17 protein-coding genes are annotated in these 21,303 nt (G+C 70.1%); 12 read left to right on the top strand and 5 right to left on the bottom strand.

Annotation, left to right across the window (positions count from 1 at the left end; all coding sequences use genetic code 11):
- Positions 1-31: 31 nt before the first annotated feature.
- Positions 32-661: a hypothetical protein gene (locus tag ABZZ04_RS17395; protein ID WP_356933068.1), complete on the bottom strand. Its 630-nt coding sequence runs from the start codon at positions 659-661 to the stop codon at positions 32-34.
- Positions 662-879: 218 nt separating this feature from the next.
- Entirely contained in the window at positions 880-3,051 is a 2,172-nt protein-coding gene (locus ABZZ04_RS17390) for a RecQ family ATP-dependent DNA helicase (protein WP_356933067.1), read from the bottom strand.
- Positions 3,052-3,161: 110 nt separating this feature from the next.
- Between ABZZ04_RS17390 and ABZZ04_RS17385 the strand changes: the two genes are divergently transcribed.
- From ABZZ04_RS17385 to ABZZ04_RS17360, 6 genes are all read left to right on the top strand, one after another.
- Entirely contained in the window at positions 3,162-4,457 is a 1,296-nt protein-coding gene (locus tag ABZZ04_RS17385; RefSeq protein WP_356933066.1) for a DUF4192 domain-containing protein, read from the top strand.
- Between the two features lie 265 nt (positions 4,458-4,722).
- Entirely contained in the window at positions 4,723-5,487 is a 765-nt protein-coding gene (locus tag ABZZ04_RS17380; protein WP_356933065.1) for an NUDIX domain-containing protein, read from the top strand.
- A 112-nt stretch (positions 5,488-5,599) separates the two neighbouring features.
- Positions 5,600-7,597, top strand: a complete 1,998-nt coding sequence (locus ABZZ04_RS17375; RefSeq protein WP_356933064.1) for an ATP-binding cassette domain-containing protein — start codon at positions 5,600-5,602, stop codon at positions 7,595-7,597.
- Between the two features lie 133 nt (positions 7,598-7,730).
- Positions 7,731-8,618: a FadR/GntR family transcriptional regulator gene (locus tag ABZZ04_RS17370; RefSeq protein WP_356933063.1), complete on the top strand. Its 888-nt coding sequence runs from the start codon at positions 7,731-7,733 to the stop codon at positions 8,616-8,618.
- A 324-nt stretch (positions 8,619-8,942) separates the two neighbouring features.
- A complete protein-coding gene (locus ABZZ04_RS17365) occupies positions 8,943-10,490 on the top strand; it encodes an RNA polymerase sigma factor (RefSeq protein ID WP_356933062.1) in 1,548 nt (515 codons plus the stop codon).
- A gap of 126 nt (positions 10,491-10,616) precedes the next feature.
- A complete protein-coding gene (locus ABZZ04_RS17360; RefSeq protein WP_356933061.1) occupies positions 10,617-11,447 on the top strand; it encodes a serine protease in 831 nt (276 codons plus the stop codon).
- A 102-nt stretch (positions 11,448-11,549) separates the two neighbouring features.
- Here the strand turns inward: ABZZ04_RS17360 and ABZZ04_RS17355 are convergent, their stop codons facing one another.
- Positions 11,550-11,780 carry a hypothetical protein gene (locus ABZZ04_RS17355; RefSeq protein ID WP_018105354.1) on the bottom strand — a complete coding sequence of 77 codons (231 nt, stop codon included), beginning with the start codon at positions 11,778-11,780 and terminating at the stop codon, positions 11,550-11,552.
- Between the two features lie 434 nt (positions 11,781-12,214).
- Between ABZZ04_RS17355 and ABZZ04_RS17350 the strand changes: the two genes are divergently transcribed.
- The 6 genes from ABZZ04_RS17350 to ABZZ04_RS17325 all read left to right on the top strand — a co-directional run bounded on the left by ABZZ04_RS17350 (position 12,215) and on the right by ABZZ04_RS17325 (position 18,727).
- Positions 12,215-14,335, top strand: a complete 2,121-nt coding sequence (locus ABZZ04_RS17350; protein WP_356933060.1) for a DNA topoisomerase IV subunit B — start codon at positions 12,215-12,217, stop codon at positions 14,333-14,335.
- 151 nt (positions 14,336-14,486) lie between these two features.
- Positions 14,487-14,729 (top strand): hypothetical protein, encoded by a 243-nt coding sequence (locus ABZZ04_RS17345; protein WP_356933059.1) that lies wholly within the window; start codon positions 14,487-14,489, stop codon positions 14,727-14,729.
- A complete protein-coding gene (locus ABZZ04_RS17340; protein ID WP_356933058.1) occupies positions 14,729-15,889 on the top strand; it encodes a histidine kinase in 1,161 nt (386 codons plus the stop codon). The genes ABZZ04_RS17345 and ABZZ04_RS17340 overlap by 1 nt, the downstream gene beginning before the upstream one ends.
- Positions 15,886-16,563 carry a response regulator transcription factor gene (locus ABZZ04_RS17335; RefSeq protein WP_356933057.1) on the top strand — a complete coding sequence of 226 codons (678 nt, stop codon included), beginning with the start codon at positions 15,886-15,888 and terminating at the stop codon, positions 16,561-16,563. The genes ABZZ04_RS17340 and ABZZ04_RS17335 overlap by 4 nt, the downstream gene beginning before the upstream one ends.
- Positions 16,564-16,661: 98 nt before the next feature.
- Positions 16,662-17,138 (top strand): DUF485 domain-containing protein, encoded by a 477-nt coding sequence (locus tag ABZZ04_RS17330; RefSeq protein ID WP_356933056.1) that lies wholly within the window; start codon positions 16,662-16,664, stop codon positions 17,136-17,138.
- Positions 17,135-18,727 carry a cation acetate symporter gene (locus ABZZ04_RS17325; RefSeq protein WP_356933055.1) on the top strand — a complete coding sequence of 531 codons (1,593 nt, stop codon included), beginning with the start codon at positions 17,135-17,137 and terminating at the stop codon, positions 18,725-18,727. The genes ABZZ04_RS17330 and ABZZ04_RS17325 overlap by 4 nt, the downstream gene beginning before the upstream one ends.
- A 46-nt stretch (positions 18,728-18,773) precedes the next feature.
- Here the strand turns inward: ABZZ04_RS17325 and ABZZ04_RS17320 are convergent, their stop codons facing one another.
- Both ABZZ04_RS17320 and ABZZ04_RS17315 read right to left on the bottom strand, forming a co-directional pair.
- Positions 18,774-19,457, bottom strand: coding sequence for a response regulator (locus ABZZ04_RS17320; protein ID WP_356933054.1), 684 nt, complete (start codon positions 19,455-19,457; stop codon positions 18,774-18,776).
- Complete coding sequence (locus ABZZ04_RS17315; RefSeq protein WP_356933053.1) at positions 19,454-21,223, bottom strand: sensor histidine kinase; 1,770 nt, start codon at positions 21,221-21,223, stop codon at positions 19,454-19,456. Before ABZZ04_RS17315 ends, ABZZ04_RS17320 begins: the two co-directional genes overlap by 4 nt.
- Between the last annotated feature and the right edge of the window lie 80 nt (positions 21,224-21,303).

Here is a 21,303-nt window from a genome sequence, read left to right as displayed (position 1 = left end):
CCCGACAGGGTGGTCGGGCCCGCGTCCGTGGTCAGCGGGCGGCGGTGTGCCGCAGGGCCTGCGCCGCGCCACCACCGGTGCGCAGCGGGGCCGAGTCCGACCCGGGCGACATGTCGGCGAGCGCGGACGGCCTGGACGCGGAGTTGGGACGACGACCGCCCCGACCCTCGCCCAGTACCTGCCAACCGCCGCTGGTCAGTGTGATGTACGCGCCGCAGCGCAGACCGTGCAGGGTGCAGGCGTCGCGCAGACCCCACATCCAGGCGCCGTCTTCCTCCGTCCAGCGCTCGTCGCCCTCCCGGCAGTAGAGCAGTACCGCGGTCCGGACGGGCGTGCGGCGGCGGAGGTCGTGCGGGATCACCCGGCGCAGATGTGCCAGCAGCGCGTTGCGGAACTCCCAGCCGTCCGCGGCCGTGGGGCGGCGGGTGAACGAGGCGCTGGCCGTGAGACGTTCCTCATGGTCGAGCACGGCCACGACGGCGGTCGTCGGGGTCGGACTGTGCCGGGCGTGCAAGCCGCTGACAACCTCGCGGGGGCTGCGCAGCAACGGTATCCCCGCTTCGGCCCACTCGGCCGGTTCGAGCATCCTGGCAAGACGGTTGGCGGAGTCGGCGGATGCCGACGTCGAAGTGGCTGCGGACGGAGCGAATCCGAAGGTCACGGTCCTCCCTTCGCATACGCGCCCATGGTGCGGGCAGGGTCGAGTGAGGGCGCACCGCGGCACAACCCTTCCGGGCCGCGAAAGGGACTGCGCGGGGAGCGAGTCCAATTCTTCCTGGCGTATCGGCGGGCGGCAACGAGCAATCGGCGCAGGTGACGGTAATCAGCCGGAATGACTCTGATATCCCTGCCCACGCCCTGCCCGAACGATGCCTCCCGTCACGCCTGAACAGCGAGGACCAGCGGAAACACACCCTGGGTCCCGGCCCGCCGGAGCAGCCGCGCCGCCACCGCCAGAGTCCATCCGGTGTCCGCGAGATCGTCCACGAGCAGTACGGGACCGCCCGCCGAGGCCAGCGCGTCGGCCAGGCCGGGCTCCACCGTCAGCGCTTCGTGCAGGGCCCGGACCCGCTGTGCGCTGTTGGTCCGCGAGATCCGCAGGTCCGTCGCGCCCGGCGCGTAGGTGACACTGCCGAGCAGCGGCATCCGGCCGATCTCGGCGATACGGCCGCCCAGGGACTGGATGAGCCGGGGCTTGCTCTGCGAGGCGACAGTGACCACCCCGACCGGTCTGGGCGCGGCGTCCTCGGCCCCCGACGCCCAGCCCCCGGGCCCCTTGGCCCAGTCGGCCAGCACGCTCACCACGGCGTTCGCCACATCGTCCGGCACGGGGGCGTCCGGGGCCTGGGGTGCCAGCATCGGGCGCAGCCGGTTGCCCCAGCCGATGTCGGAGAGCCGCCCCAGGGCGCGACCGGTGAACGACACCTCTCCCGCGGGGATGCGGCCCTTGAGGTCGACGCCCACGGCCGAGAGCCCGGTCGGCCACATCTTGCGGGGCTCCATCTCCACACCCGGTCTGCTCAGTTCGCCCCGCGCACCGTCGAGGGCCACGCTGGACACCTGGTCGTCGAAGCGGGCTCCCGCGCAGTTGTCGCAGCGTCCGCAGGCGGTTGCCTCCTCGTCGTCCAGCCGACGTCGCAGGAACTCCATCCGGCAGCCCGTCGTCGTCGCGTACTCGCGCATCGCCTGCTGCTCGGCAGTCCGCTGGCGGGCCACCCACGCGTAACGCTCCGAGTCGTACACCCAGGGCTCACCGGTGGCGATCCAGCCGCCCTTGACGCGTCTGACGGCGCCGTCGACGTCCAGCACCTTGAGCATGGTCTCCAGCCGGGTGCGCCGCAGGTCCACCAGCGGCTCCAGGGCGGGCAGCGATAGCGGTCGGCCGGCGTGGGCGAGCGCGTCGATCGTCCGCCGCACCTGTTCCTCGGGCGGAAAGGCGACCGAAGCGAAGTACTCCCAGATCGCTTCGTCCTCCTTGCCCGGCAGGAGCAGCACCTCCGCGTGTTCGACACCACGCCCCGCACGCCCCACCTGCTGGTAGTAGGCGATGGGGGAGGAGGGTGAGCCGAGATGGACGACGAATCCGAGGTCGGGCTTGTCGAACCCCATGCCCAGCGCGGACGTCGCCACGAGGGCCTTGACCCGGTTGGCGAGGAGGTCGTCCTCCGCCTGCTGGCGGTCGGCGTTCTCGGTGCGACCGGTGTAGGACGCCACCGTGTGCCCGCACTGGCGCAGATACGCGGTGACCTCCTCGGCGGCGGCGACCGTCAGGGTGTAGATGATTCCCGAGCCGGGGAGCTCCTTGAGGTGGTCGCCCAGCCAGGCCAAACGGTGCGCGGCGTTCGGAAGTTGCAGAACATTGAGGCTGAGGCTCTCCCGGTCCAGGGAGCCGCGGAGCACGAGTGCGTCGGTACCCGCACCGGTGCCCAGTTGTTCCGCGACATCAGCGGTCACCCGGGCGTTCGCCGTCGCGGTGGTCGCCAGGACGGGCACACCGGCGGGCAGGTCGGCCAGCATGGTCCGCAGCCGCCGGTAGTCGGGCCGGAAGTCGTGCCCCCAGTCGGAAATGCAGTGCGCCTCGTCGACCACGAGCAGCCCGGTTGCGGCGGCGAGCCGGGGCAGGACCTGGTCCCGGAAGTCGGGATTGTTGAGCCGCTCGGGGCTGACCAGCAGCACGTCCACTTCACCGGCCGCCACCTCGGCCTGCACGGTCTCCCACTCCTCGGTGTTGGAGGAGTTGATCGTGCGGGCGCTGATTCCGGCCCGGGCCGCCGCCGCGACCTGGTTGCGCATCAGCGCGAGCAGTGGCGAGACGATCACGGTCGGTCCGCCACCCTGCGCGCGGATCAGCGATGTCGCGACGAAGTACACGGCGGACTTGCCCCAACCGGTCCGCTGGACGACCAGGGCCCGGCGCTTGTCGGCGACGAGTGCCTCGATGGCCAGCCACTGGTCCTCCCGCAGCCGTGCAGTGCCTGTGGGGTCACCGACGAGTCGGGCGAGTACGGAATCGGCCGAGGCCCTGAGGTCTGCACGGGTTGCTTGGGTCATGCCCCCATGCAACCCGATGGCTACGACAAACCGCGAACGGTCGCCCCGGCCTGTGGAAAAAGTTATCCACAGGGGTCGCGGAATTTTTCCGTTCGCGGGACGGTCATGCCATGAACCAGCGCCACGAATCCAACGGTCCGATCGACGAGCAGCAGATCACTCTGCGGGGTCCCGCAGAGCTCGCAGACGCACTCCCCTACCTCATGGGATTCCACCCGAACGACAGCGTGGTCATGGTCGCCCTGCACGGCGGCAGGGGCCGCTTCGGCGGGCGGCTCAGGCTCGGTATCCCGCAGACGCCCGAGGAATGGCCGTCCGTCGCGGAGCAGCTCGCCGAGTGCTTGATCAAGGGGAGCGAGCGGCGCGGCAGCCGTCCCGACGCGATCGTGATCTTCCTCTGCCAGGATCCCGCCGAGGGCGAGCCCGCCGGCCTGGTCATGGAGCGGCTGCGACCTCTGGCCCAGAGTCTGCGTACGGCCTGTGGCGCGCTCGACGTGCCGGTGCTCGAAGCACTCTGCATCTCCGACGGCCGGTACTGGTCCTACTGCTGCCCGGACGGGCGTTGCTGCCCGGCGGAGGGCAATCGGATGGCCATGCCCGGCACCTCGGTGATGGCGGCCGCCGCCGCGTACGCGGGCATCCAAGTGCGTGGATCATTGCGGGAGATGGAGTCCAGGCTCATGCCCCTGGGCACCGCCGCCGAGGCGGATCAGCAGCGCGCGCTCGATTCGGCAGGGGTCGAAATGGTGCCCAGGCTCCTCGACGAAGTGGGCCGCAAGGCCGTTTGCCGGGAGACCCTGGAGCTCGCCCGGAGGCTCATGAAGCGGCTCGGGGAGGCACCACCGGCGACTCCCTCCCTCGCGGACATCAGCGACGACCGGCTGATCAGCCACGACGAGGCGGCCTCGGTGATCCTCGGCCTGCAGGACCGGGAGACCCGCGACAGGGCGGCGGAATGGATGGAGGGTCCGGAGGCCGATTCCGCGCTCCGGCTCTGGCGGGCGCTGTCCCGCCGTTGTGTCTCACCGTACGAGGAACACGCCGCGGCCCCACTGGCCCTGGCCGGCTGGGTTTCCTGGTCGACGGGAGACGAACCGGCCGCACGGGTCGCGTTGGGACTCGCCCTGCGGATGGATCCCGATTACACCTTCGCCCAGCTTCTCCACGAAGCGTGCAACCAGGGCCTCGACCCGGAGACGCTGCGTCGTTGCCTGCGCGGGGAGCGCAGCACCCGGACGGGACGGCGGAGCCATCGAGGGGCTCCGGGGGCTCGGCCTCGCACCACACGCCCGGCCACCACACATCGACGGAAGGCGCCGTCCGGTCCCTCCCGCCCCGAAACGGCTGCCCGGCGCAGGCCCGGACGAACCGCTCCGAGCCGACGCACCCACAGGAACGATGGATGACCCGGGGGCCTCGTCACTGAACAGCCCCTGCCGCTGAGGCATGGGGAGAGGGGCACGGACCGCGAAGCCCCGTATGGCATCGACTCGGGCAGGTAGCGGCCCACGGGGGAGAAACCGGTGCCGGGGAAGCGTGGTCCGTGGGCAGATGGTGCCCCGGCGCGGGGGCGGGGTGGAGCACGGAGCCGAGGAAGGGGGATACGCGTGGGATCGAGAAGAGATCTTCGAAGGGAGTGTTTATCGTCAGGAAGACGACTATGATCACGGCATGCCGCCCTACGACCCGTCGACTTTCCCGCCCTTCGCCGTCACTGTCGACCTGGTCGTGCTCACGGTGCGCCGCCATGCGCTCTGCGCACTGGTCGTACGCCGTGGTGAGCCGCCTTTCCAGGGGCGGTGGGCGTTGCCCGGTGGCTTCGTGAGAGCCGATGAGGACCTCGGTGCGGCGGCGGCACGAGAGCTCGTGGAGGAGACCGGCCTGTGCGCCCAGGACCCGGCGGCTCCGGCAGACGGCAACGGCGCCCATCTCGAACAGCTCGCCACCTACGGCGACCCGGGTCGCGACCCGCGGATGAGGGTCGTCAGCGTCGCCCATCTCGCGCTGGCCCCCGACCTGCCGGCCCCGCGGGCGGGCGGTGACGCGAACAGCGCGAGGTGGGCACCAGTCGAGGATCTGCTCGGGCCGGAAGGGGGCTTCGGCCCGGAGGGCGAGAGCCAGGCCCCGCTGGCCTTCGACCATGCACGGATCCTCGCCGACGGCGTCGAGCGGGCCCGATCCAAGATCGAGTACTCCTCCCTGGCCACCGCCTTCTGTCCTCCGGAGTTCACGGTCGGCGAGCTCAGGAGGGTGTACGAGGCGGTATGGGGTGTGGTCCTCGACCCGCGGAACTTCCACCGCAAGGTGACCGGCACCCCCGGCTTCCTGGTGCCCTCGGGCGGTACGACCACCCGTCAGGGCGGGCGCCCGGCCCAGCTGTTCCGGGCCGGCGCGGCCACGGTGCTCAACCCCCCGATGTTGAGGCCGGAGGTCTGAGCCCGCGGAACGCCCGCGATGTCGAAGCTGCGCAAAAAGCCTGATTTGTCGCGTTATCTTGCTGCGGTACCCACTCTGCCGCCGAGCGGTCTCACTTTCCGCGAGAGAAGCGATGCTCCAGGCCATCGGACTCACCAGCACCCCCCGCCGCGGCCTTCCGGCCGCCGTGAACGACCTCACCTTCGAAGCCCGGCCCGGCCGTGTCACCGCACTTCTGGGCACCTCCGGCTCCGGGAAGACCACAGCCCTCCGCCTCATGCTCGAACTCGACCCGGGGCGGGGCATCACCTACTTCCGGGGCAGACCGCTGCACCGGATCCCGCATCCGGCACGCGAGGTGGGGGTGCTCCTCGGGGACGTGCCGGGGCACCCCGCCCGTACCGCCCGCGGGCAGCTCCGGATGCTCTGTGCCGCCGCGGGGGTGCCGGTGGCGCGGGCCGACGAGGTGCTCGATGCCGTGGGGCTGGCCGGGCTCGGGGACCGGCGCATCGGTGCACTCTCGCTTGGCATGGACCGTCGGCTCGCACTTGCCTCGGCGCTGCTCGGTGACCCGCACGCGCTCGTTCTCGACGATCCGGCGGAGGGCCTTTCTCCGCGCGAGGCCGACTGGCTGCACGAGCTGTTGCGGGCCCACGCGGCGCGGGGCGGAACCGTTCTGTACACCACGACCGACTTCAGGGAGGCCGCGCGCAACGCCCACCGTGTGATCGTCATCGACGGTGGCCGTCTCGTCTCCGACCAGGGCGCCGACGACTTCTCCCGAACCCGGCTGCGCCCCAGGGTCGCGGTCCGGACCCCGCACGCGGCCCGCCTCGCCGCGGTCGTCAGCCGGGAGGCCCGGGTGGCCCGGCGTTCGGTCGAGGTGGTCACCGAAGCGGGCGGTCGGCTCTCGGTGTACGGCTCCACATGCGCGGAGATCGGCGACACGGCGTTCCGGCACGGGCTGCCGGTGCACCGACTCGCCGACGAGATCGGTGGCACCGATCCCACCGCACCGATGGAGCCGACGGGAGCGGTGAAGCCCGCAGCGTCGGTGGAGTGCGTGGGGGAGGCGGGGCGGGGGCGCCTCATCGCCCCCGCGCACTCCACCAGCCACGCGGACCTCGCGGGCCACGAGGACCTCATGGCTCGTGCGAATCCGACGGGTCGCGGGGGTGCCGTGGGCCCCGTGCGCCCTGCGGCTGCCGTGCCCCCAGCGGGCCCGGCAGTTCCTGCGGTGCCTGTCGAGGGCGAGGGGCCGGGCCTTTTCCGTTCGGCCGTGCGGTCATCGAACCCCAAGCTGCCGCCTTCCATCCGGCGCCGTCCGGCCCGCGGTCCGCTCCATCCGCTGCGGTACGAGCTGCGCCGCATGTTCGGAGTCAGGACAGCGCCCTTGATCATGGTCGTTGCCACGCTGCTCTCGGTCGGGCTCTCCGTGCTGTTGGCCCGTATCGGTCATGCGCCGCTGCCGAAGACGCTGGTGGCCTGGCCGTCGCTGCTGCCCCTGCCGCCCGCGGCGGTCGGTGCCGGGATTCTCGGTGCGCTGTCGTTCGGCGACGAATTCCGCTATCCCGCGCTCGCCGCGGGACGAGGCGCGATTTCCCGTCGACCGGGACTGCTCCTCGCCAAGCTGGCGGTGTCCGCGGGCGTCGCCGTGACGCTGGCCCTGGCCGTCGTCCTGGTTTCCGCTGGAGCCCTGCGGGTCGTGTACGGCCCCGATCTGATCGATATTCCGCCGAACTCGGTTTCGCTGTGCGTCGGTTGGGCGGGGTTGACCGTGGGCTGCGCGTGGGCGGGGCTTCTGGCCGCCGGGCTCTTCCGGGTGACCACGGCCGGTGTCGCCGCGGTGCTGGCCGTGCCGGTGCTTGTGGCTCCGCTCGTCCGGAAGGCGCTGTCGCCGGGGCCGGGTTCCCGCCCGGCCGTCGGGCTGCCGGGCAGGCTTCGCGAACTGATGTGGCCGAGCTGGCCCCATGAGACGGACCGATGGGTGGCGGCGGTCGTGCAGCTCGTGGCCCATCCGGTGGGAGCCGCGTTGTCGTTGTCGTTGTCGGTCCTGGTCTGCGCGTACCTGTTCACCGGCCTTCACGGCAGGGTTCGTTGGCGGTCGCAGAGCGGTGTCGGGCCGAGTTAGGGCCCGTAACTCCCAAGAGGGCGACCGGTTTATACCGGTTAGACGTCAATTGGGGGGTGGGTGCCGATCACCCTTTCGTGTGCTTTTCACCAAAGACCTCAAGAGCTGAGTGAGCTGCGCCGACAAAGGATGCGTGAGTACCCTTGCGCACACCATGATGACCGCCGCCCGCTCCGCCGATTCCGGCCTCGCCGGCCCGGGTGAACTCGATCGCTACCCGTATGCGGAGGCGCCGGCCGGCGAGCGCGCCGCTCTTCGCACCTGGGACGGGCCCGAAACCGAGCTCGGTCGGGTGGGCCGGCGGGGCTCGGCCAGCCGGGGCCGCGGCCTCCATGGCCAACTCGTTCAGCAGCTGGGTCAGATGATCGTTTCCGGTGACCTGGGTGCCGACCGTCCCCTCGTTCCGGAGGAGATCGGTCAGCGTTTCGAGGTCTCCCGTACCGTCGTGCGCGAATCGCTGCGTGTCCTCGAGGCCAAGGGGCTGGTCAGCGCCCGGCCCAACGTGGGCACCAGGGTCCGTCCCGTCAGCGACTGGAACCTGCTGGACCCCGACATCATCGAGTGGCGCGCCTTTGGCCCCCAGCGCGAGGACCAGCGCCGTGAGCTGGGGGAGCTCCGTTGGACGATCGAGCCGCTCGCTGCGCGTCTTGCCGCAGGGCACGGTCGTGAGGACATTCAGCAGCGTCTCGGTGACATGGTCGAGATCATGAGGCACGCGGTCGGGCAGGGTGACGCGATCACCTGTTCCCGGGCGGATGCGGAGTTCCACTCCCTGCTCATCCAGGCAGCGGGCAACCGGATGCTCGAGCACCTCTCCGGCATCGTCGTTGCGGCACTGCAGGTCTCGGGCGGCCCGGTCACGGGCTGTGACCGTCCCACCGATGCCTCTCTCGGTCATCACGCCCGGATCGTCGACGCCCTGGCGTCCGGCGACGCGGCAGGTGCCGAAACGGCCATGCGTCAACTGCTCGTCGTCCACCCCGAGGTGGAGCGGGTGGTGCCCGCGCCCCGCGAGCACTGAGCGCGGTACGGCCGGGGTGCGAACCACGTGTCGCCGGGCCTGTCATGGTCCGGCGGCACAATTGTGGGGAGGAATGCACTCTTGGTCTCGTTCGTCGCAAATGAGGTGTGACTCGGGCCACGTGGATTGGGCGTAACACTCCTCGAAGCAGTGCGATGACTTAAGAGGTGACCGCCACGGAAGGAATACAGCAGCCGTTAAGTGCGCTGTGCAGTTCTGAGGCCAAACCCCGCGCCGCCGGTACTTCCCAGCCCGGCGGTCGTCGGCTCCAGCCCTCACGGGGGCCGGGCCGGAAGCCGTTTCCATCGTTCCGAGAGGTTGTTCGTGTCGGCCAGCACATCCCGTACGCTCCCGCCGGAGATCGCCGAGTCCGAGTCTGTGATGGCGCTCATCGAGCGGGGAAAGGCTGATGGGCAGATCGCCGGCGATGACGTGCGTCGGGCCTTCGAGGCTGACCAGATTCCGCCAACCCAGTGGAAGAATGTTCTGCGCAGCCTCAATCAGATCCTCGAGGAAGAGGGTGTGACGCTGATGGTCAGTGCCGCGGAGCCGTCCAAACGTGCCCGCAAGAGCGTCGCAGCGAAGAGCCCGGTCAAGCGCACCGCCACCAAGACCGTCGCGGCCAAGACGACCGTGACGAGGACTGTCGCGGCCACCGCCGCCCCGTCGGCAGAGACCGTGGACACGGCGGCCGGCGCCGCCGCGGCCGGCCCTGCGAAGAAGGCGGCAGCCAAGAAGACGGCTGCCAAGAAGACCGCCGTGAAGAAGACGGCGGCCAAGAAGACAACAGCGAAGAAGTCCGGAAAGCAGGACGACGAGCTTCTCGACGGCGACGAGGCGATCGAGGAAGTAAAGGTCGGCAAGGGCGGCGAGGAAGAGGAGGGCGAGGGCGAGAACAAGGGCTTCGTCCTCTCCGACGACGACGAGGACGACGCGCCCGCGCAGCAGGTCGCCGTCGCCGGTGCCACCGCCGACCCGGTCAAGGACTACCTGAAGCAGATCGGCAAGGTTCCCCTCCTCAACGCCGAGCAGGAGGTCGAGCTCGCCAAGCGCATCGAGGCCGGCCTGTTCGCCGAGGACAAGCTGGCGAACTCCGACAAGCTCGCCCCGAAGCTCAAGCGCGAACTGGAGATCATCGCCGAGGACGGTCGCCGCGCCAAGAACCACCTGCTGGAGGCCAACCTCCGTCTCGTGGTGTCGCTGGCCAAGCGGTACACCGGCCGCGGCATGCTCTTCCTGGACCTCATCCAGGAGGGCAACCTCGGTCTGATCCGCGCGGTCGAGAAGTTCGACTACACCAAGGGCTACAAGTTCTCCACGTACGCCACCTGGTGGATCCGTCAGGCGATCACCCGCGCCATGGCCGACCAGGCCCGCACCATCCGTATCCCGGTTCACATGGTCGAGGTCATCAACAAGCTCGCCCGTGTGCAGCGCCAGATGCTCCAGGACCTGGGCCGCGAGCCCACGCCGGAGGAGCTGGCCAAGGAACTCGACATGACCCCCGAGAAGGTCATCGAGGTCCAGAAGTACGGTCGTGAGCCGATCTCCCTCCACACCCCGCTGGGTGAGGACGGGGACAGCGAGTTCGGTGACCTCATCGAGGACTCCGAGGCGGTCGTGCCGGCCGATGCGGTCAGCTTCACGCTCCTCCAGGAGCAGCTGCACTCGGTGCTCGACACGCTCTCCGAGCGTGAGGCGGGCGTGGTCTCGATGCGCTTCGGTCTCACTGACGGTCAGCCGAAGACGCTGGACGAGATCGGCAAGGTCTACGGCGTGACGCGTGAGCGCATCCGTCAGATCGAGTCGAAGACCATGTCGAAGCTGCGTCACCCATCGCGTTCGCAGGTACTGCGCGACTACCTCGACTAGTAGCAACAGCGCGCTAGGGCCCGGAACCCCATGGGGTTCCGGGCCCTCGGCCTATCAATGGGTGCGTCGGGCGAGCGGCGGGACGACTCTGGGTGGGAACGGTTCGACACAGAGTCAGGAGTACGCATGTCCCGTACCGTCTTCCGTGCCCTGACCGGGGCGTTCGCCCTGGTTGCCGCCGCAGCTGCGATACCTCTCGCGTCCCCCGCCCGGGCGGCCGAGGACGGCATAGTCGTCGGCGGCCAGCCCGCACATGTCAAGGACAGCCCCTGGGTGGTGGCACTGTCCAGTCGCGACCGGTTCGGAGCGGCCCGTGCCGGACAGTTCTGCGGCGGTGTCGTGGTGGCACCGAAGAAGGTGCTTACCGCCGCGCACTGCTTGAGCCGCGAGGCGCTCGGCGTCGAGGTCGGGGCGGTGCGGGACCTGAGGGTCATCACAGGCCGCGACGACCTGCGCGAGACCGGGGGGCAGGAGATACCGGTGCGGTCGACGTGGACCAATCCCGCGTTCGACCCCGTCACGAACGCGGGGGACCTGGCGGTACTCACGCTGGCCGACGCGCTGCCGGAGAAGAGCGTGATCCAGATGGCCGGGTCGGGGGACGCGGCGTACGCGCCGGGCACCGGGGCCGTCGTCTACGGGTGGGGTGACACGAGCGGCAACGGCGACTACGCGTCGTCGCTCCGCTCCGCGAAAGTGAGCGTCCTGCCGGACAGCGCGTGCGCACAGGCGTACCCGGGTGGCAGGAACGGCACGTACGACCCCTCAGCGATGCTCTGTGCGGGCGAACTGCTGGGCGGGTACGACGCGTGCCAGGGGGACAGCGGAGGGCCGCTGGTGGCCCGTGGAAGGCTCATCGGACTGGTGTCCTGGGGGAACGGCTGCGCGAGGGCTGGAAATCCCGGCGTGTACACGCGGATCTCCGCAGCGATCGACTGGATGCCGGAAGGCGGCTGAGCGGTCGCGCCACGTGCGTACGAGAACGGGCGGCTCCCCTCGCGGGGAGCCGCCCGTCGGCAGGTCCGGGACCTGGCCCGAGCTCGTCGTGAATGCGAGGTGTCAGTGTTCCTCTTCGGCGGCTTGGGCCTGTACAGCCGTGAGCCGGTCCGTCTCATCCTGTATTTCCGCGGCGATCTTCTTGAGTTCCGGCTCGAACTTGCGACCGTGGTGGGCGCAGAAGAGCAGTTCACCGCCGCTGATCAGGACGACGCGCAGATATGCCTGGGCGCCGCAACGGTCACAGCGGTCTGCTGCGGTCAGCGGGCTCGCGGGGGTCAGAACAGTAGTCACGTCGCCTCTTCTCTAGCTCGACGAGCTGTCGTACCAGGGTCAACATCCAACCAGGCCGAAAACGTTCCCGCTCGTGGCTTTTCTTCGAAACTTCTTCTCGAGATGGCTGTTTGTTGACGGTTGGCGGCGAATGTGCCGTATTGCGTAGCGCTACGGTTTCGCGTTGCTTGTCTTGGTGGATCCTCCCGGCTGGCTTGCCGGTTCGTTCATGAGGACGTGCCCGGAGCCTAAATGGTTCATGCCTGGAAGGGAACGTGATGTGCGCGTCACTCCTGCGGGTGACCGAACGTATGTGCGAGGATGGATTGATGTGAGGGTTGTCGGAGGGTGGCGTTACAACCGCTCTACCAGGCCTCGGTACGCTCTCAGCGGCTACCGAAGCCGAGCCCCGTACCCACTGGGCCCCAAATGAAATTCAGCGAGGAGCGAACCGCGTGACCGCCGATACGTCCGTGCCGTCCACTGCGCTGCTGACCGGAGCAGACCGAGACGGTTCCAACTACACCGCGCGGCATCTGCTCGTACTCGAGGGGCTCGAAGCGGTTCGCAAGCGCCCCGGCATGTACATCGGGTCCACCGACAGCCGCGGCCTCATGCACTGCCTCTGGGAGATCATCGACAACTCCGTCGACGAGGCCCTGGGCGGCTTCTGCGACCACATCGAGGTCATCCTCCACGACGACAACTCCGTGGAGGTCCGGGACAACGGGCGGGGCATTCCCGTCGACGTCGAGCCCAAGACCGGCCTGTCCGGCGTCGAGGTCGTGATGACCAAGCTCCATGCCGGCGGAAAGTTCGGCGGTGGCTCGTACGCCGCGTCGGGCGGTCTGCACGGTGTCGGTGCCTCCGTGGTCAACGCGCTCTCCGCCCGGCTCGACGTCGAGGTCGACCGCAACAGCGCGACCCACTCGATCAGCTTCCGCCGCGGAGTCCCGGGAATCTTCACCGAGCAGGGGCCGGACAGCCCGTTCGATCCGGCCAACGGCCTGCTCAAGGGCAAGCGGGTGCCGAAGACGCGCACCGGCACCCGGGTCCGTTACTGGGCGGACCGGCAGATCTTCCTCAAGGACGCCAAGCTCAGCCTGGAGACGCTCCACCAGCGGGCGCGGCAGACAGCCTTCCTCGTCCCGGGCCTCACGATCGTCGTCCGCGACGAACGCGGTCTCGACGGTGCGGGCAAGACCGAGGAGACCTTCCACTTCGACGGCGGCATCAGCGAATTCTGCGAGTACCTCGCGCAGGACAAGGCGGTCTGCGACGTCCTGCGTCTGAGCGGGCAGGGCACGTTCAAGGAGACCGTGCCGGTGCTGGACGAGCGCGGCCACATGACGGCGACCGAAGTCACCCGGGAACTCGCGGTGGACATCGCCCTGCGCTGGGGCACCGGCTACGACACCACCCTCAAGTCCTTCGTCAACATCATCGCCACCCCCAAGGGCGGCACGCACGTGACCGGATTCGAACGCTCCGTGACCAAGACGGTCAACGAGGTGCTTCGCTCCGCCAAGCTGCTCCGCGTCGCCGAGGACGACATCGTCAAGGACGACGCGCTGGAGGGGCTGACCGCGGTCGTCACCGTGCGCCTGGCGGAGCCGCAGTTCGAGGGCCAGACCAAGGAGGTGCTCGGCACCTCTGCGGCGAACCGGATCGTCGCCAACGTCGTGGCGAAGGAACTCAAGGCGTTCCTGACCTCGACGAAGCGAGACGCGAAGGCCCAGGCCAGGGCGGTCCTGGACAAGGCCGTGGCAGCTGCCCGGACCCGCATCGCGGCCCGTCAGCACAAGGACGCGCAGCGTCGCAAGACGGCGCTGGAGTCCTCCTCGCTGCCGGCGAAGCTCGCCGACTGCCGCAGCGACGACGTCGACCGCAGCGAGCTGTTCATCGTCGAGGGGGACTCCGCACTCGGCACGGCCAAGCTCGCCCGGAACAGCGAGTTCCAGGCGTTGCTGCCGATCCGGGGCAAGATCCTCAATGTCCAGAAGGCATCCGTCTCGGACATGCTGAAGAACGCCGAGTGCGGTGCGATCATCCAGGTCATAGGAGCCGGGTCCGGCCGGACCTTCGACATCGACGCCGCGCGCTACGGGAAGATCGTCCTGCTGGTGGACGCCGATGTCGACGGTGCGCACATCCGCATCCTGCTGCTGACGCTCTTCCAGCGGTACATGCGGCCCATGGTCGAGGCGGGGCGGGTCTTCGCCGCGGTGCCCCCGCTCCACCGCATCGAGCTGGTCCAGCCGAAGAAGGGCCAGGACAAGTACATCTACACGTACTCCGACAACGAGCTGCGTCAGCGGCTGCTGGAGCTCCAGCGGAAGAACATCCGGTACAAGGACTCGATCCAGCGGTACAAGGGCCTGGGCGAGATGGACGCGGACCAGCTGGCGGAGACCACGATGGACCCCCGCCACCGCACCCTGCGGCGGATCAACATCGGCGATCTGGAGTCGGCCGAGCAGGTCTTCGATCTGCTGATGGGCAATGAGGTGGCTCCGCGCAAGGAGTTCATCACCAGCTCCGCCGCCACCCTGGACCGCTCGCGCATCGACGTCTGAGCACCTCGCGCACCGATGTTTGAGCATCGCCGTCTCCACCCGTGGGTGGAGACGGCGACTCCACCCACGATCAACCCCTGAGCCGATCCCCCGGCCCGGTCGTTTCCGTAGCGTCGAAGGCGTTGAACCTTCCCGCGAATCGGAGGCAGCCATGTCGGGGCTCGTCGATGTCCTGGTGATCGGTGCGGTCGCCGTCGCCGTGGTGGTCCGCCGGTTCCGGGCATGGCAGATCATGGGCGACCGGCACCGGTGGGGTCTGCCGAGAGTCCTTCACGCGGCGATGCCCGGGATGCGCGGGGGCGTGCTGGTGAGGCGGGGCGGGCGAGTGGGTCAGACATACGCGGTCCTCGCCGTCGGGACGGCACCGCAGCCGGCGTGGAAGGACCGAGTGTGATGCGTGCGACCTGGACGAGCTGGCCCTCCCGGGAGGCGCTCTCGGAGGCGAACCGCACCCGTTCGCGGAAGGTGATCACCTGGTCGGTCCGGGGGATACTGATCGCCGCCATGCTGTGGGGGACGTTCGGCGGCGGACGGTTCGGCCCCTGGGCGATCGCGGCCGGACTGGCGGGAGTGATGGGCTGCGCGGCGGTCGCGTGGGCGTTCTTCCGGACCAGCCTGGAACACCGGCTCTGGCCGTCACTCGGTCTGATGACGTTGCTGCTGCTGGCAGCCTTCGGAGCGCGCGAGGCCGATGCCATTCTGCTGGCGACGATCCTGTGGTGCGGTTGTGCGGTCACCGCGCTGGAGCGGCTGCCTCTCGCAGCGGCACTTCCCGTGACGGCCCTCACGCTCGGCGTGTACGCCGTCTTCAACACCGACGGCTGGTTCTCCACGGCCACGACCATCGTCGGCCTCTCGCTGGCAGGTTATGTGCTCAGGCTGGACGCCGAGGCCCGCGGCAACGCCCAGAGACTGCTCGTGCAGGAGCGGGCGGCCCGCGCGGCGGAAGCCGAGACGGCGGCCCTGGGGGAGCGGGCCAGGATCGCCAGGGAGATCCACGATGTGCTCGCCCACAGCCTCTCGGCGCAGCTGGTACATCTGGAGGCGGCACGGCTGCTGATCGAGCGGGAGCCCGCGGGGGAGTTCCGGGACGGGGTGCTGGAGCGGGTCGTGGCGGCACGTTCCATGGCGCGTGAGGGACTCGCGGAGACCCGGCAGGCACTCTCCGCGCTCAGGGGAGAGGTGTCCCCGGTGGAGGACTTCCTGAGACAACTGGTGGCCGCCGATCCCGCGGAGGTCAGTGTGGAGGGGGAACGACGGGTGCTGACGGCCGAGACGTCGCAGACGGTCCGGAGAGTGGCGCAGGAGGCCCTGACCAATGTGCGCAAACACGCACCGGGGGCCAGGGTGCTCGTCCGGCTGGAGTACCTGCCGGACGAAGTCGCCCTGGAGGTCAGGGACTCGGGCGGCAGCGCACCCGGGAGCGAACTCGCGGGCAGCGGATCCGGATACGGTCTGCTGGGGATGAGGGAACGGGCCGAGCTGATGGGCGGGACGCTGGAGGCGGGCCCCGCCGAGGAGGGATTCGTGGTGAGTCTGCGGGTGCCCGTGTGAACGCGCGGGTCGTGGTCGCCGACGACCAGTCGGTGGTGCGCGAAGGAATCGTGATGCTGCTGGGACTGCTGCCCGGAATCGAGGTGGTCGGATCGGCGAAGGACGGCGATGAGGCCGTCGCGCTCGTGGCCGAACTGGCCCCCGACGTGGTCCTGATGGACCTGCGGATGCCCCGGTGCGACGGGGTCGAGGCGACGCGGCGGATCCGCAAGGACCATCCCGGCACCCAGGTGGTGGTGCTCACGACGTTCGCGGACGACGACTCGCTCTTCCCCGCGCTGAGGGCGGGGGCCCGCGGCTATCTCACCAAGGACGCCGGGGGCGACGAGATCGTGCGGGCCGTCCAGGCGGTGCTGTCGGGCGAGGCCGGGCTCTCGCCGAGCGTGCAGCGCCGTCTGCTGGAGCGGGTCGCCACGAGCCCCCTGCCGCCGGTCCCGCCGCCCGAGCCGGAGTTGCCCGACGGCCTGACGCCGCGTGAGCTGGAGGTGCTGGTCCTGATCGCGGAGGGGTTGTCCAATACGGAGATCGCCCGGCAGCTGCACATTTCGCAGGCCACCGTGAAAAGCCACATCAACAACCTCTTCGCCAAGGCCGGGGTGCGCGACCGGGCCCAGGCCGTTCGCTATGCGTACGTTCGGGGCCTCGCACAGCCGCCCGGATCGGTCTTCACCTGAAGAGGTGAAGACCGGCGAATGGCACGCCCGGGGTCTTCCTGATCTGCCCATTCTTGGGTACACGGCCGAAGTGGTCCGTGGACAAGGGGAGTTGTTCCGTGGAGAAGGAAGCAGGGCGTGAGGCCGCAACGGTGCGGCTCGACGACCCGTGGCACGACGAGCCGACCTCCGGGCCGGGTGGGCCGGGCGGTGCGGGGGTTTTCGTCCCCGCCGGGCGATCCGCGCCCGCGGAGCCGCGGCGCGGTCACAGCGCGGCCGACATCTACCTGGAGGTACAGCGCAGCGGGGCCTTCCAGGAGGTGCGCCGCAGGTACCGACGGTTCGTCGTTCCCGCCACCCTCGCCTTCCTCGTCTGGTACCTGGTCTATGTCGTCGCGGCGATCACCGCTCCCGGGCTGATGGCCAGGCCGGTGGCCGGAGCGGTCAACGTCGCGATGGTCGCGGGGCTCGGACAGTTCCTCACGACCTTCCTGCTCACCGGGGTGTACGCGCGGCACGCGCGCCTGCGCCGGGACCGGGCCGCGCTCGAACTGCGCTGGGAGACCCAGGAGATGACACGGGGGGTCGAGCGTTGAACGGGAACCATCAGACGCTGGCGCTCCTGCTGTTCAGCACCTTCATCGCGGTGACGCTCGCCATCACCGCCTGGGTGAGCCGCAACCGCCACGGCTCGGCCGAGGAGTTCTACGCGGGCGGCAGGCTGTTCTCCCCGATGGAGAACGGGTTCGCCATCGCGGGCGACTACATGTCGGCCGCGTCCTTCCTCGGCATCTCCGGCCTCATCGCCCTCTTCGGCTACGACGGCATGCTCTACTCGGTCGGCTTCCTCGTCGCCTGGCTCGTGGTCCTGTTCCTGATCGCCGAACTGGTCCGCAACTGCGGCCGGTTCACGCTGGCCGACGTGGTGGCCGCGCGGATGGCGGAACGCCCGGTCAGGATCGCGGCGGGCACCTCCTCGGTCACCGTGTCCGTGCTCTACCTCGTGGCGCAGATGGTGGGTGCGGGCAGCCTGGTCGCCCTGCTGCTCGGCGGTACGAGCGGTGCGGCCCGCTCCTGGACCGTCATCGGCGTCGGCGCGCTCATGATCGTCTACGTGTCGTTCGGCGGGATGCGCGGCACCACCTGGATCCAGATCGTCAAGGCCGTGCTGCTGATGGTGGGGGCGGTCGCGCTGACCGTGCTCGTCCTGATCCACTTCCACGGCAACTTCAACACCCTGCTCAACTCCGCCGCCGAACGGAGCGGGCACGGCAGCAGGTTCCTCCTGCCCGGCCTCCGGTACGGCGGGAGCTGGACCGCGCGCATCGACTTCATCAGCCTGGGCCTGGCCCTGGTGCTCGGCACGGCGGGGCTGCCGCACATCCTGTCGCGGTTCTACACCGTGCCCACCGCCCGCGCGGCCCGCCGTTCCGTCGTCTGGTCGATCGGGCTCATCGGCGGCTTCTACCTGATGACGATCGTGCTCGGATTCGGGGCGGCCGCCCTGGTCGGCTCGGCCGAGGTGCGGGCGTCCAACGCCGCGGGCAACACGGCGATCCCGCTGCTGGCCATGGAGCTCGGCGGCGGTGAGGGATCCACCGGGGGCGCGATCCTGTTCGCTGTGGTCGGCGCCGTCGCCTTCGCGACCATCCTCGCGGTCGTCGCGGGCATCACCCTCGCCTCGTCCGCCTCCGTGGCCCACGACCTCTACGCCTCGCTCAGGCGGCCGGGTGCCAAGCAGTACAGCGAGGTCGCCGTCGCCAGGGTGGCGGCGGCCGGGATCGGGCTCGCCGCCATCGGGCTCGGCCTGATCGCCCAGAACCTGAATGTGGCGTTCCTGGTGGGGCTCGCCTTCGCCGTCGCAGCCTCGGCCAACCTCCCCGTGCTCCTGTACTCCCTGTTCTGGCGGAACTTCACCACCCGGGGAGCGGTCTGGTCCGTCTACGGCGGACTGATTCCCGCTGTGCTGCTCGTACTGCTCTCACCGGTCGTCTCCGGCAGTCCCGCCTCGCTGTTCCCCGGCGTGGACTTCCAGCTCTTCCCGCTGGAGAACCCCGGACTTGTCTCCATCCCCCTGGGCTTCCTGGCCGGCTGGATCGGGACGGTCACGTCCCCCGAGCCGCCCGACGAGGCCAAGCACGCGGAGACCGAGGTCCGTGCGCTGACCGGAGCGGGAGCGGTGTAGGCACCGCGCGGCGGGCCGTCGGGGGCGCGCACCGAGGCCGGGGCGGTCAGGTCTGCCCGCCGGGGGACCAGGTGTAGCGGTGCTCCGGGCGGCCCGTCTCGCCGTACCGCAGGGTCAGCCGTACCCGGCCGGATTTCTCCAGCAGCTTCAGATAGCGCTGGGCGGTCTGACGGCTCATGCCGGCGCTCTCCGCGATCTCCTGTGCGGAGAGCGGCCCGTCGGCGCTGCGGAGCGCCTGCCTGACCAGCTCCGCCGTGGTCGGCGAGTGCCCCTTGGGCAGGTCGGTCCCGCCCGCGGCCCACAGCGCGCCGAAGAGCCGGTCCACCTCGCCCTGTTCGGCCTCGCCGCCGCGTTCGAGGGTGTGGCGCAGCGCCGCGTAACCCTCCAGCTTGGTGCGCAATCCCGCGTACGTGAACGGCTTCACCAGGTACTGCAGCGCGCCGTGCCGCATGGCCTCCTGCACGGTGGCGACATCGCGTGCGGCCGTCACCATGATCACGTCGGTGTGGTGACCGCGCCTGCGTAGTTCGCGCACCATGGCCAGGCCGTTGTCGCCGGGCATGTAGTGGTCCAGCAGGACCAGGTCCACGCGTCGGCTCTCGATCGCGGCGAGGGCCTCGGCGGCGGAGTGGACCTCATCGACCACCCGGAATCCCGGCACTCTGGAGACGTAGGCCGCGTTGACCTTCGCGACGCGGACGTCGTCGTCCACGACCAGGACCTCGATCACTGAGCTTCTCCCACGGTTCCGGTTGTCGGTGCGGTCGTCCCGGGTCCGGTCGCCCCGGGTCCGGTCGTCCCAAGTTCTGTCATCTCAGGCCCGGCCGTCCCGGGGCCGTTCGCGGGCGGGGGACCGGTTCTGCCCTGTTCCGCCATGTCCGCGTCGGTCAGGGCCTCCGGCAGTACGACGGTGAACTCGGCGCCGCCGTCCACGGCCCCGTCGACGGTGACACCGCCACCCTGCCGTTCCGCCAGCCGTCGCACCAGAGCGAGACCGAGGCCGCGCTTGCCGTGCGCCGGGACCTCCTTGGTCGACCAGCCCTCCGTGAAGATCGCTTCGCGCTGTCCGGGAGGGATGCCGGGGCCGCTGTCACGGACCCGCAGCACCACGGTACGGCCCTCGGTGCGCAGCCCCACCTCGACCAGGGCGCCGTCCGTGCCGGTCGTCGCGTCCAGCGCGTTGTCCACGAGGTTGCCGACGACGGTGACCAGCCCGCGCGGGTCCACCAGCCGGTCGGGGAGCAGGGTTCCGGGCGCCATGCGCAGTGCGACGCCGCGCTCCGCCGCGACCGTGGCCTTGCCGACCAGGAGTGCGGCCAGCAACGGGTCGCGCACCTTCTCGGTGACCTGCTCGGCCGTGGCGCGGTGGACCCCGACGACCTCGGTGACGTACTCCATGGCGTCCTCGTGCATGTCCAGTTCCAGCAGCCCCAGGAGTGTGTGCATCCGGTTGGCGTGTTCGTGGTCCTGTGCCCGCAGCGCGTCGATCAGGCCACGGGTGGAGTCGAGTTCGCGGCCGAGATGTTCCAGTTCGGTGCGGTCGCGGAGGGTGGCGACGGCGCCGCCGTCGTCGGTCGGCATCCGGTTGACCAGCAGGACCCGGGTGCCCTGCACCGTCAGCAGATCGTCGCCCAGTACCCGTCCGGCCAGCACGTCGGCGGTCCGTCCGGCGTCGAGCACGGAGTCCAGCGGGCGGCCGGCGGCGTCGGGGCCGAGCCCGAGCAGCCGCTGCGCCTCGTCGTTCAGGAGCCGCACCCGCCCGGTCCGGTCCAGTGCGACGACGCCCTCCCTGATGCCGTGCAGCATCGCCTCGCGCTCCGTCAGCAGCGCGGAGATGTCGGAGAACGCGAGGTCGTGGGTCTGCCGCTGGAGCCGTCGGGAGATCAGGTACGCGGCCAGCGCCCCCACGGCGAGCGCGCCGCCCGCGTAGGCGATCAGCCCCGGGATCGCCGCGAGCAGCCGGGCGCGGACACTGTCGTACGCGATACCGACGGAGACGGCGCCCACGACGCGGCTCGACCCGTCGAGGAGCGGCACCTTCCCCCGGGCCGAACGGCCGAGCGTCCCGCTGTCGATCTCCATGACGTCCCGGCCCGCGAGTGCGTCGCTCGGGTCGGTGGAGACGACCTTGCCGATCTTGCCGGTGTCGGGGTGCGACCAGCGCACCCCGCGCCGGTCCATGACGACGACGTACTCGGCGCCGGTGGCCCGCCGGACCCGTTCGGCCGCCGACTGCACGGGCCCGGTGGGGGACGGGGCCGTGGCGAGCAGTGACTCGGTGATCTGCGGCTGGGCCGCCGTGCTCTGCGCGATGGCCAGGGCGCGGCGCATCGCCTGGTCGTCGAGCTGGGCGCTGAGCGGTGCCAGGAAGAGGCCGGTGGCCAGCGCGGTCACACCGGTGACGATGGCCAGCTGCATCAGCAGGACCTGGGAGAAGACCCGCTGCGGCCAGCCGAAACGGCGTGCTCTTCTGGAAACGGGTGGTGGGGCGCTCATCGTATGAACGGTAAGCGGCGTTATGGCCCTTTCCGAAATTTTTCCCGCTTCTTCCCCTGCCGCCTTCCCGCGGCCACCGT

It is taken from the genome of Streptomyces sp. NPDC006435, from assembly GCF_040612315.1.
Taxonomy (GTDB): Bacteria; Actinomycetota; Actinomycetes; order Streptomycetales; family Streptomycetaceae; genus Streptomyces.
The sequence above is the reverse complement of the archived record's forward strand: the minus strand, read 5'-3'. Positions and strand labels throughout refer to the sequence as shown.

Bases quoted from the DNA above. Each gene is read 5' to 3' on its own strand.
- ABZZ04_RS17345 (WP_356933059.1), top strand. From the start codon at position 14,487: ATGTCGGGGCTCGTCGATGTCCTGGTGATCGGTGCGGTCGCCGTCGCC.
- ABZZ04_RS17375 (WP_356933064.1), top strand. From the start codon at position 5,600: ATGCTCCAGGCCATCGGACTCACCAGCACCCCCCGCCGCGGCCTTCCG.
- ABZZ04_RS17340 (WP_356933058.1), top strand. From the start codon at position 14,729: ATGCGTGCGACCTGGACGAGCTGGCCCTCCCGGGAGGCGCTCTCGGAG.
- ABZZ04_RS17380 (WP_356933065.1), top strand. From the start codon at position 4,723: ATGCCGCCCTACGACCCGTCGACTTTCCCGCCCTTCGCCGTCACTGTC.
- ABZZ04_RS17390 (WP_356933067.1), bottom strand. From the start codon at position 3,051: ATGACCCAAGCAACCCGTGCAGACCTCAGGGCCTCGGCCGATTCCGTA.
- ABZZ04_RS17385 (WP_356933066.1), top strand. From the start codon at position 3,162: ATGAACCAGCGCCACGAATCCAACGGTCCGATCGACGAGCAGCAGATC.
- ABZZ04_RS17360 (WP_356933061.1), top strand. From the start codon at position 10,617: ATGTCCCGTACCGTCTTCCGTGCCCTGACCGGGGCGTTCGCCCTGGTT.
- ABZZ04_RS17315 (WP_356933053.1), bottom strand. From the start codon at position 21,223: ATGAGCGCCCCACCACCCGTTTCCAGAAGAGCACGCCGTTTCGGCTGG.